The sequence below is a fragment of the Brumimicrobium sp. genome (assembly GCA_023957385.1).
Lineage (GTDB): Bacteria > Bacteroidota > Bacteroidia > Flavobacteriales_D > Crocinitomicaceae > Brumimicrobium.
The window spans coordinates 150,951-163,539 of the sequence record JAMLGZ010000002.1 but is presented as its reverse complement, the minus strand read 5'-3'; the positions used below and the strand labels follow the sequence as shown (position 1 = coordinate 163,539).

The 12,589-nt window shown below is 33.7% G+C and carries 6 protein-coding genes; 1 reads left to right on the top strand and 5 read right to left on the bottom strand.

Annotated elements, in window-relative coordinates:
- Positions 1-138 precede the first annotated feature (138 nt).
- Together M9897_12030 and M9897_12025 are read right to left on the bottom strand one after the other, a co-directional pair.
- On the bottom strand, positions 139-2,547 hold the full coding sequence (locus M9897_12030; protein ID MCO5269610.1) for a TonB-dependent receptor: 2,409 nt from the start codon (positions 2,545-2,547) through the stop codon (positions 139-141).
- Between the two features lie 29 nt (positions 2,548-2,576).
- Positions 2,577-3,554, bottom strand: coding sequence for a T9SS type A sorting domain-containing protein (locus tag M9897_12025; protein MCO5269609.1), 978 nt, complete (start codon positions 3,552-3,554; stop codon positions 2,577-2,579).
- A 166-nt stretch (positions 3,555-3,720) separates the two neighbouring features.
- Between M9897_12025 and M9897_12020 the strand changes: the two genes are divergently transcribed.
- Positions 3,721-6,366: a hypothetical protein gene (locus M9897_12020; GenBank protein ID MCO5269608.1), complete on the top strand. Its 2,646-nt coding sequence runs from the start codon at positions 3,721-3,723 to the stop codon at positions 6,364-6,366.
- Positions 6,367-6,373: 7 nt separating this feature from the next.
- Here the strand turns inward: M9897_12020 and M9897_12015 are convergent, their stop codons facing one another.
- From M9897_12015 to M9897_12005, 3 genes are read right to left on the bottom strand one after another with little or no spacing between them, the layout of a single operon-like run.
- Entirely contained in the window at positions 6,374-7,093 is a 720-nt protein-coding gene (locus M9897_12015) for a glycosyltransferase family 2 protein (GenBank protein ID MCO5269607.1), read from the bottom strand.
- 34 nt (positions 7,094-7,127) lie between these two features.
- Positions 7,128-8,897, bottom strand: coding sequence for a hypothetical protein (locus M9897_12010; GenBank protein ID MCO5269606.1), 1,770 nt, complete (start codon positions 8,895-8,897; stop codon positions 7,128-7,130).
- A 3-nt stretch (positions 8,898-8,900) separates the two neighbouring features.
- Positions 8,901-12,545, bottom strand: coding sequence for an ATP-binding protein (locus tag M9897_12005; protein ID MCO5269605.1), 3,645 nt, complete (start codon positions 12,543-12,545; stop codon positions 8,901-8,903).
- Positions 12,546-12,589 lie beyond the last annotated feature (44 nt).

Here is a 12,589-nt window from a genome sequence, read left to right as displayed (position 1 = left end):
ATAAGATAAATAATACCTATACGGCAAATGACGTAATTTAACTTACAAATCTTAGATGATTAGAATAAAAACAGCACAATTAAAAGAAGCTTAAAACTTCTCACGGTGTTTATCTTATATTCTACAAGAATCTGTAGCCTATAGTTTAAAGGTATACTGTAACATCAAAGTCATTGGAGATTCTACTTTCAACGGACGTAGTGAATAAGACTTGTTCAAAATATTAGCACCAATCACAGCTACCTTATGATGGTCATTGATACCGTAAGAAACACGTGCATCAAAAATCCATACTCCTTTTTGGTGAGATTTAAAGTAATCCATATAGCGGATATTTTGAATAAAAGGTCCGCTCGTAGCATTCTCAAATTCTTCAATCACTTGGTCCATATTCTCCATTCTACTAAAATACTTGGCACTCACACCTACAGAGAACGATTTATAGAAAGTAGCCTCTACATCGCCTTTGAAATTATGCAAGAAACGGTATTTTAATATATCATTTTTTCCATTTAAAGAAGTAGAGTTAAAGCTATATTCCTTTCCAGTCAAGATAGTATCAACAGCGTAAACATAATCAGGACTTAAGGTTTTAGGTAAAATATAATTATATCCAATCATAAATACCATTTCTGCATTTTTTGCCAATTTTGCTTTTCCTTGGAAAGAAACATCTATACCAACCACACGAGATTTTCCGGTATTTAAGAATTTAAAGCCCCAACCATCACTCAATACAGTGAAGGAATTACCCCAGAATCCGAATAAGTATTCAATCGTGTTTTTATATTCTTGCCAATATGCAGCAACATCAAAATACCCATAAATATTCCATAATTTAATTCCTTGTTTAATACCAAATTCGGCATTCCAGCTACTTTCTGATTTTAAATCAGGATTTGGGAATACACCAAAATTACCTACTCCTGTACGAATATATCGTTCTGTAATAGTTGGAAAACGATACCCTTGTCCATAAGAAGCTCTAAAATAAGTCTCCTTTAATACGTTTACACTTGCCCCCGCTCTGAAAATAGGTTTTAATGCTGTAGTAGTATTATTTAAATTGAAATATTCTAAACGTCCACCAATAGAAAGATTTAACAGTTTCATCAATTTCTTCTCTATTTGAGAATAAGCAGAAACATTTAATAGCGTATTGTTTGGTGATCCAGAACCTACATACATCTGTGCGTATGAATCCGTATATTTTCCTGTAACCCCCGCAATGAAATCAATACCCTTCAAACGAACTATTTCTTTCTGGAACATATAATCCGCATAATACGTAGTGGAATTATTATCTTGGTTGGCTGTTATTTTATTATCCGCACGCATAATACGTGTTCTCAAATAGTGCTTTCCTTCAGTATCCGTTACAAAGGAAATAAATGGATCTACATTAAATAGGAATTGTTGTTGTAAGAACACAGCGCCTGGATATCCACGATACAGTCCTGTACTGTCATTTAACCATGCAAAAACTAAAGGAGATTCGGCAATCATAACATTTCCATTAATACCATAACTCAAACCTTTAAAACGTTTACTTCTATGGCGCACGTTAAAATTGATTCGGGCGCGTTTAGATACCATTTGTTTGGCTGAGAAATTAGAAATAGTGTCTGGGTTTTTAGCCTCAACAAGTGAATCTTGAATAGGAGCTCCCAAATAACCATGATCGTAATTTAGATTTGCTCCAACAACTAAATCCCAGTTTCCTAATTTACGTGAATGTAAGAAATTGGCTCCGGTTATCAATGGGAAATCATTCCACCATTTTGCTCCCGCAATACTTGGTTTGGCATAAAATCCACCATAAACGTTCACCTTTGTTAGAGGCTTCACAGAAGGGTAAGCCGTTCTAATATGAATAGCTCCAGATAGAGCTGAACTCCCCGAAAGCACAGAAGAAGCACCTTTAATCACCTCAATTTGATGAATATTTTCTACAGGAATAAAACTCCACTCAGGTCTCCCTGCATCCCCAGATAATAGAGGCATATCATCTACAATTACAGCTACTTTTGAGCCCACACCAAAGGTGAATCCACTTCCTCCTCTGATTTGTGGTTCTCCATCCAAGATATTTAATCCCGGTGTTTGATCTAAGGCTGTTTCGATACTACGTGTATTCTTATTTTCTATGTAATCTGCACGGATGATCTCTAAAGATACGGTTTGTTCTTCTAATGGTCTATTAAATTTTCCTACTCTAATTTCTACACCTTCTAATTCGATGACTTCCGGTTTCATTTGAAAATCTACCTTCTTTACTTCTCCTTCTTTTAAAACAATATCTACTGTATCCGTATGCATACCGGCAAAACGAAATACTAAGATGGCTTTTCCAGCAGGAATTTCCAACATATAATTTCCATTATCATCGGAATGAGCACCAACAGTAATATCCTGTTTGTAAATTACAGTTGCACCAAAAATAGGTTGTTTGTTTTCATCTGTAATCTTACCCACTATTTTAGCTTTCTGTTGGGAAAACGAGATACTGCAAACCAGTATAAAAAAAAGAGCTGTAAAAATTTTCATAGGATTTATTTAATAAACTTCTATTTCAATTATTCTTTAATAAAACGAACCGTACGTGTGTTTTGTCCCTCTTTTAATTGAAGAAGATAAACTCCCTTATTGATTTGAGCAATATTCAAATGAGTCGTTATCTGAGATAAATTACCAGCAGCTACTTGCTCTCCAATAACAGAAGTTATTACATATTCAGTAGCAGTCTGAATACCATCTACTACTAAGATATCCTTTGCAGGATTTGGATAGACAGAAACATTTGATAAATAATCATATTTTTCAATATTTAGCGGCACATATAATAATTCCACATCGTCTATCCATACTTTATCGTTTTCTTTTCCTCCTCCAGGGATTTCGTTGGTAGCAAAAGTGACTAAAATATAGTGAGGATCTGTAGCTGGACCATTATACGTAAAAGGAACAATCATTTCCACCCACTCTCCATTGGTAGAAGGATAATTTAGAACAGCAGTTGCTACAACATGATCTTGTGAAGTAGCATCTTCTGGGTCTCTATAATCATAATCATCGTGAATAGTGGCTTTCATTCTTGCATTGTTTGGATTACCACTTCCATCATTGACAGATTTCGGGGTGAATTTTACCCAAAACTTAATTCCTGTAGGAGAATCCGTTAAAGGTTGATTAAAGTCAGCATCTGAACGAATAGTTCGATTATAATTATCAGCATGAGTAGGTTGAACAGCTCCCATATTAATTTTCCCAATTGTCATATTTCCATTGGCTATGATACCGGCAATTTTATTTGACCAAATATAGGCACTTTTAGTTCCAGAAGATCCAGGTCTTACATCGGTAGAAGAAGCAATTTGGTTTTGAGCCATACTAGAAAGTGAACCACCTCCAGTCAGGAAACTATTCCAATTTTCAGGTTCACTTCCTCCGGGTATATTCTCCCATGCTTCAAATCCTCCATTATCAATTTGAGTTTGCGCTTGTATTCCAAAGGTGATTAAAAATGTTAATAGGATAAGGGATGTCTTTTTCATAATATCAGTATTTAACGTTTCTAGGGTCAAAGGTAACTATTTAAAATTGCCAAAATGTTAAAATACATATACAATTATAAAAAATTCACCGTTAATAAGTATAAAATATAGGGCGGTAATCACATTGAAAAGCAGCTATTTTTGTACTATGAACTGGCGGAAAATAATGAAAATAAGCTTGTGGATATTAGGCAGTTTTATTGTCTTTATCTTCTTAATTAGTTTGCTGATTTTCATATATAAGGATGACATAAAGAAATATGCCCTGCAAACAGCTAATCAATATTTGAATAAAGAAGTGCATGTGAGCAATATTGATGTGGGAATTTGGCGTACTTTTCCCAATGTGGCTCTTTCTTTTGACAATGTAATGGTATATAGTAAGTTTGGGGAGTTAGAAACAACAGATACTGCTTTCTATGCCAAGAGATTAGATCTCCGTTTTAGCTTATTAGACTTCTATCGGAAAAATTATACCATCCATGAAGTGGACGCTACCAAAGGAAAAATCTACTTAAAAATTTTAAAAAATGGCGCAATTAACTATGATTTTCTAAAGGAAAGTGAAGACACTGTACAAGTTCCCTTCGAATTTAATTTAAAAAGGATTCATTTAAAAGGTATTCGATTTAGCTATTCAAATGAAGCTTTACAAGAATATCACTCAGGGTATTTTTACAATGTTACCTTAAAAGGAGCCTTCAACGAGAAGCAGTTTATGATGGATGCTAAAACAGACTTCCAGATTGGAAAAATACAATCTAAGTCGTTGATCCTTATTGAAAATCAACATGCTGAATGTAAGATTGCTATCCAAATGGATTACGATAATAATATCTTTGAGATTAAATCGGCAAAACTGAAAATTAACGATTTACCTTTTTCAATTACAGGGAGGGTAAGTGATTATAACGTGAATTTTTACATAAGCGCTAAACAGCTCGATTTAATTGATGTGGCAAAGAATTTTGCATTTCAGGAATTAGAAGTAGTTGACAGACTAAAAGGGAAAGGAACTGTAGATTTTAATCTATACATCAAAGGGAAGGGGAGTAAAACTGAAGCGATCGCTATTGATGCTGATTTTGCCATAAGTAATGGTAGTCTGTCTGAAAAAGAGTTTACACTTTCCAATATCCAACTCACAGGAGAATATTCCAATGGGGTAAGTACAGATAGTGAACATTTATCACTCACTTCTATTCAATTTCATTCGCTTAATAAAGATTTTCAGGGAAATCTACGCATCACCAATTTTAACCATCCTCGTTTTGTCGGTAAAGCCAACGGAACACTCGACCTCAAGGCTATTTCTAGTTTTTTCTCCTTCTCAGGTTTACAAGATTTATCGGGAAATATAGATGTACAGGGGAATTTTGACATCAATCTGGCACTTGTAAACAACGTCGTAAAGGATGTTCAGTTTAATGATGTAAAGGCTTCCTTAGATTTACATCAAATAGCAGTACAATGGGCAGATGATTCTCGTCAGATTCTTATTCCAGAAGGTCAACTAACCATACGAAATCAGGCAGCTGCTATTACTGGGCTAACCTTAAATATCAATAAATCTTCTGCTCAATTTGATGGAGAATTTAACCAGATTGCAAAGTATATCAATAAACAAGGTAACTTATATATAGATGCAGATATCTCCAGTAATTATCTCAATATAGAAGATTTAGCTAGCAACGCAGGTAGCACATCAGAGCCTATTAAGACATGGCTCTTACCTGATAATATTAGTGGCAATGTGCGACTCATGTTAAATACAGTAGAATACAGTGGACACAAATATTCATCTATCCAAACAAAGATGAGTTTTGGGGCACATGAACTCACTTTTCCTTATCTTGAAGGTGTAAATTCGGGTGCTAAAGTGGTAGGAAACTTAACCCTAACCGAAACAAGTCCTATGTATCTGGTAGTAAACGCCAATTTGAAATCCGATGCTGTAAAATTTAGCCCTCTCTTTAAGGAATGGAATAATTTTGATCAGACCGTAATTTCTGCCGACAATATCAAGGGGCAAGCAAGTATTCTGCTCAATATGACTGCTCCTTTTGATTTGTATGAACAAAAAATAGTAAAAGATAAATTTGATGTCACAACCTCCATCCAAATAACGGATGGAGCTTTGATAAATGTCGAAACATTTAAAGAGATTACTAAAAGTTTAAAATCTTCTGCGGCTCGTTTGATGATTTCAAAATCCAATCTGAAAGATTTTGAGGAAAGGCTCTTAAATTTACAGTTTGCTACCTTTGAGAACTCTTTCAGTATCAAAAATGGTGTGATTTATATTCCTAAAATGGTCATCAACTCTAACGCTATTGATTTAACATTGGAAGGAACACATACTTTTGATAATGCTATTGACTATTCTTTTGAATTTAGATTCAGAGATTTAAAAAGTAAAAAACATTCTGAATTTGGAGACATTGAAGATGATGAAACAGGGTTCCGTGTTTATCTAAAGATGACAGGAACAGTAGAAAATCCCATATTCTCTTGGGATAAAGATGCTAAGAAGTTGGCCAAAAAAGAGAAAGAAGATCAAGCTAAAGAAGATTTAAAAAGTGTGTTAAAAGAAGGATTTGGAATTAATAAAAAAGATTCCACCATTCAAAAGATAGAATCAGAGAAATTTAAAGAGGATAAGGTCATTCTTGATTTTGGAACAGATCCCAAACAAAGCGATGAGTTTTCTCCTGAGAATAAGGAAAAACGGAAAGGAAAATTCCAAAAGAAAGTAGAAGAATGGCAAAAAGAGAATAAAAAAGAACAGGAAACTGAATTTGAGTTTGAATAAAAAGCCTTTAGTCTGCTATCCCATACCGAATAATACAATAAATTGCTCTAAACCCGTCTTTCCAACCAATTTTTTTCCCTTCTGCATAGGTTCTGCCATAATAGGAAATACCTACTTCATAAATTTTAATTTTGGGAACACGTGATAACTTTGCAGTAATCTCAGGCTCAATGCCAAAACGACTTTCTTTAATTACAATTTTTTTAGCAATAGAAGAACGGATCATTTTGTAACATGTTTCCATATCAGTCAAATTCAGATTGTTAATCATATTAGATAGGAAAGTCAGAAACTTATTTCCGATTGAATGCCAGAAGAACAAAATACGGTGTGGTTGATTTCCCACAAAACGAGAACCATAAACCACATCGGCATTATCCATAAAAACAGGCTGCAACAGCTGATTGTAATCTTCAGGATCATATTCCAAATCTGCATCTTGAATGATTAAGTAATCTCCTGTACATTCTTGAATAGCGCGATTGATGGCCGCTCCCTTTCCCATGTTAAACGGTTGCGAAAACAACTGAATCGGAAAGTCTGGATTGTTTTCCCTATACTTTTCTATGCGTTCCACTGTATCATCTGTCGAACAGTCATTCACAATAATCACCTCTTTTTGGATACTTTGATGTAAAACAACAGCCCTAATTCTATCTAAAATTAAATGAATGGTGGATCCTTCATTATAAGCTGGGATTAATATGGAAAGCTTGTGTATATTCAATGTATGTGATTTGAGTACAAAACTACGAATATTTCTATTTTCGCCCTATTATTTCAAATAATTCCACCTTCAACCCTGAGAATGTAATAAAGACACCATCTCTATTCCAAACCTGTACGCGTATCTTATCGTGTTTAGTCCGCAAATGAGGAATTAAATAAATCATCTGAATTTGATGGTTAAGACTATCTATGGAGAAGTCATAACTACCCTCATAACCACCTCTCCATTCATAACTTCTCCCCTTGTATTGAGTAGTAATATTAGGCATCAGCCCATTGAGTATAATGGAATTTTCCGGAATAAATTCCCAATTTGCACGGAGAATATATAATTTATCTTCTTTATAATATTCCGAAATATCAAAGTAATAATCATCAGTATATGCCTCTTCAGGGTTTAGTTGTCCATCTGTAATTTCTTCTTTCCACGTATGTAGCAACTGTAAATTCATGTCTTCAAAAGACAAATCATAATAATCACTTCTGGCTTTTTCCAGTAAATGGATTTGTAAATCTGTAGGAGGAGAAAGTTGTCCGAAGGTAGAAAAATAATACGCACGTGTCATTTGCGAGTCAGATACAATCCCTGCCGTCATCTGCCACGTTTGGAAAACATTTAAAACTATACAAAAACAAGTAAATAGATATAGCCAAAATTTTCTGTTTACATTTAAGAAAAGTGTTCCAATAGCAATTCCTACAATAGGATATATATCTATCATCGGTCGTTGGGAGAAACTTTGTGCATACCACCAATTCGTCCACGTACTCATAACATATAAAAATAAAAGAAATGCAATCGTCAAAATCTGCTCATTTCCTTTCTTTTTAAATAAAAGAACAAAGCCCCATATCGCCAACAATGCCAAAGGTGTATAAATAAACCACCCTTTCTTAAAGCTAAACAAGAAAGGAAGTGTATGTGGACGTAACCAATCAAATCCTCCTCCTGGATCTGTTGCATAAGAATCTATGAAGAAGTGACCTGTTAGACTATACCAGAAAGTCAGTTGTATTCCAATAATTAACATAAAGCTTATTAGCACGGAGAAAAAAGCCGTCTTTTTACTCCAAAAGAAGAGAAGTTTCTTCTTCAAAGAACCATATTTCTTGATATCCCATAATACAGGGATGATTCCTAACAGTAAGTCCGGAATACGTATCAATCCTAAGAAACCTAAAGATATACCCAAATATAAACCTGTCTTAAGAGAGGGAGCATCGTGAAATTTTTTGGTGGACAGCAACAGGAAGCCAACGAAAAGAAATGCCAAATTGTGGGTGAAAGTGCTTGGAATCAAGGATTGTGCATAGAGATTCGTGCCAAAGAAGAGAATAGGGACCAACCAAGTAACCAATTCATCTTTAAAAAAGATTAATAATACTTTTCTCAATACAAAAATATTTAGAGCAGTATAAAAGAAACAACCAGCCCAAAAAGCCAACGAATACGGCTCAGAATAACCATCTAAAGGATATCCTAACCAGCTCGCAAAAAGATGTCCAATCAAAAAGAAAGGAATAAATAAGATGGCTAGACCACTCGTATATTTGGAATAAGCAATATCATCTACAACATTAAACTGGTATAGCGTTGGAGAAAAGTGATAGTGTTGATTTAGCACTTCAAAATGCTCTAAAGGCAAATAAAAAGTATGATTGATAAAAGCAGAAGGTAGATATACATATTGCCCAAAGACATCCCAACAGATATAATCAATAAATCCTCGATTCAAATATAATGCTGCAAAGATGATAACACTTAACACGCTAATATTCCTAGAATTTAAGATCACTTTCATCGTTTATTTTCTCTTGGGCAATTGTATATAGAAAATTGTTCCTTGTCCCCACACGGTTTCAAACCAAATCTCTCCGTTGTGATTGGAAATAATTTGTTTTACCATTGCCAAACCTAAACCAGAACCTGTAGATTTGGTAGTAAAATTTGGAGTAAACACTTTACTGCTAATTTCTTCAGTCATTCCTTGGCCATTATCCTGAATTTGAATGAGATAACTCTCCTCTTCTTCCTTTATTTTAATCTGTATATCAATGACTTCATGCTCCTTAGTAGCTTGAATGGCATTCTTTACGAGGTTATTAAATACCCGAATGATTAAATCTTTATCTGCAAAAATTACGTATTTTTCCTGTTGGTCTGTTTGTATATCTATGTGAACTTCTGCAGAAGAATACAATTCCTGAATATTATGCAGTATAGGAAGTAAATCAAGATCTTCTTCGTTTGCTTTCGGCATTTTGGCAAAATTAGAAAACTCATTAGCAATATGCGTGAGCCCATCAATTTGTTCAATTAAGGAAGTTACTAAGCGATTGATACGTTCTTGCGCATTGTCATCTCCAGGATTAAAAGAACGCTGGAATTGTTGAATACTCAACTTCATCGGTGTCAATGGGTTCTTAATTTCATGCGCTACTTGCTTTGCCATTTCACGCCAAGCAGTTTCTCTTTCACTTTGTGCTAATTGTAAAGCTTTGAGTTCTAGTTCCTTTAATTTATCATTATATTCCTTAACTAGTGCCCCAATTTCATCATCTCCTTTATAATTGATCGGTTTGTTCTCCTTTCCTAACTCCATGTGGGAGAAGCTCTGCTGTATCAATCGAAGTGGTGAGGTAATCCAACCTGAAACAATAATGGAAATAATCACCGTAATAACCAAAATCAGCACTGTTAGATTAATAACAGCCACTATAAACGTATTCATTTGATTTTCAAAAAGATTTTGACGGGAGAAATGTTGAATATTGAGGTACCCTATAAATTCATTATTTACATTCTCAATAGGTAAATATCCAGATAAGAATCTTAGATTCCCATACAATTCATGGTGAATAAATTCACTTCGTTTTAGGTAATTCATCGCATAAAATGCTCTATTATCCATCAATGTAGAATTAATCCCCTTGGCATATAGTTTAGGCTGAGAGGTAGCTAATAAGTCTCCCTTGTTTGTATAAAAATTAACATCTGTACTAAAGGTATTTGCTAACTTCTTCATATAATTATTCAGATTCTGAATATTTGAGAAACTAAATAGCGTATCCACTCCTAAGGCGCGAAACTCGTGATTAATCTCTTTATCAATAGCATACATTTTTTCTTTGAGATTGTCTTCTGCATTGGTACTAAACTGTTGTTGTACATTTTTAATGGCGACCACTCCAAAAACAATAAAGGAAGAAATCACCATTGTGATCAACATGGATTGGACCTTTACGGATAAATTAATGGAACGGAAGGGATACAATTGTCTAGCATAGAAGAAAGGCAATAATACCAGCACGAATACACCAAAAAAGAGAATTAAATAAGAGAAGGTGCTCAATTTCTCAATAAAACTCTTGGCGGGTCGAGAGATGATGATAGCTTGTCCGCCCTCTTGTTGATAGATAAAATGGCTAAATCCTTTATAATTCACAAACCCTGACGTAATTGTCTTTACATTTGGTATGGCTTGTAAGATTATAGGATAATTATACTCACCGTACCGCATCACTAATTTTCCCTTCGAATAACGCGCTAATGAATACGCTTCTATATTTTGAAGTGCATTCGATTTTTCATTCATCAATAAACGTGGGAAGCCAATTTTTTCGGGAATCTTTTTTGATTTAAATAAAATATAAAAATCCACCTGAGAAGAATCAGAAAGTGTTAAATGACAATGTCCTAAATAACTTAATTGGTGATAATAATCATGAATGAAATACAAATCTTTGGCAATAGCTGAAGCAGAAGCATGGTGTCTAATCAAGCGGTTAATTTCTTCTTTATTTTGGAATTCATCTGAATTCAGCAGTGGAGTCCCTTTTTCATCAAATAAGAGGAAATTCAAATCATAGCGTTCCCAATAGCCATTAAAACAACAATTTTCTAATTGAAATGAAAAGTCAGAACTCGAAAAATACTTACTATTTTTAACCAATTGGTAAAACTCGGAATTACTGGTTAGATTCTCAATGGTAGTAGTATATTCTATCTCCATAGCAGGGTCTTGATCCGTTACCAATTGATTCGCATACAACTCTCTTTTCTGATGCTCATTGATTTGGTTATTTTCAAATAAAATAACAGCACTATACAAACTAAATAAGATGATAAAAAACAAGGAATATTTCAATGCATTAATTTTAACTCCTTTACTTAAGAGATAAAAAAATACACCATTGATAAAGACAGGGAAAATACCTTCATAAGTTTCCTTAGAAACAAATATATATCCTATCAAAATCATCCCACTTACAAACCATACAATAGCAATTAGATTCAATTGGAATTTAGCTTGTATGATTCCCTCTATAATTTGTTTGGCTAATAAGAAATAAGATAAAAACAAGGATGCGGTAAGGGTAAGCACTATAATTGAATAAAGTGTAAGAGATGAAACCTCATCTATTACAAGAAATATGGAGCTATTGACGATTAAGGATTGAAATATATAATGGATAAAAATTGAATAAAGAAGTAATCCCAGATAAAAAACTAAGAGTAAAATCTTATTAATTTGTTGTGGATAATCCATTTTTCGCAAAAAGTAAAGTGCCCACCAGATGACTATTCCTATGACCAGAAGTGATAACATCAAACTTCCCAAATTTGGAATCCATAAATTATTAGCATATAAACTTGGGTCAAAAAGGGCAAAATCGTTGAATAAGTGTATCCATTCATATTGAATAGATAAATAACGAAGAACCAAAAGAAATATAGGATACAACCAAATTATAACACGAAATTTAGCACTCCAATCTCGTAAAAACAAACTCAATGCAACCAATAAACACATCATTCCAATGAGATACAAAAGGAAGGTGATGAGTTGTTCATACGCCCCAATGGTTTTTTCTTTTAAAATAGTTAAGTAAAATAAAGGATTGCCATCTTGTGATAAAATAGGTCTATTGTCCTTATTTTGTTCCCAATCAATCGTGATTTTGTTTGGTGTTTTAAAATAGTCTGATACCACATTCTGCAAAGATTTATTCTCGTAATAAAACTGATGTTTAATTTCACTCCCTACATATATATGTAAGTCATGTACATCAAAATGATCCACTAGATAATATCCATTTGAAAAACGACCTACAAAATGTCCAGAACTAGAAGAATATCTATTTTTTAAGTCAACTTGATTAGAATTCCAGTAAATCAAAGACTCATTCTTATAAATAGCAATAATATAATTACTTTTTTGTAGATTTTCTGATTTCCAAAGCGAAGCAATGGTATGATTACTAATATCTATTTTCAGTTTTTGGTTAAAACGTGACTGCTTTTGCTCTAGTAAAGAGAATTCTTCTTGAAATCGTTTGTATTCCTTTTCAGCTCTCGTGTTGTAAAAGACGGTGTAGGCTGTCCATGACAAGATGATGCTAAGTAAAGCAACCAACATCCACCGAATTTTATGAGAAATCTTTGTCATAACAAACAAATCTAAATAAAATCAGTGAACCATATTCTTATATT

Excerpts from the sequence above, each read along its gene's own strand:
- M9897_12030 (MCO5269610.1), bottom strand. The coding sequence starts at position 2,547 with ATGAAAATTTTTACAGCTCTTTTTTTTATACTGGTTTGCAGTATCTCG.
- M9897_12025 (MCO5269609.1), bottom strand. The coding sequence starts at position 3,554 with ATGAAAAAGACATCCCTTATCCTATTAACATTTTTAATCACCTTTGGA.
- M9897_12020 (MCO5269608.1), top strand. The coding sequence starts at position 3,721 with ATGAAAATAAGCTTGTGGATATTAGGCAGTTTTATTGTCTTTATCTTC.
- M9897_12010 (MCO5269606.1), bottom strand. The coding sequence starts at position 8,897 with ATGAAAGTGATCTTAAATTCTAGGAATATTAGCGTGTTAAGTGTTATC.
- M9897_12005 (MCO5269605.1), bottom strand. The coding sequence starts at position 12,545 with ATGACAAAGATTTCTCATAAAATTCGGTGGATGTTGGTTGCTTTACTT.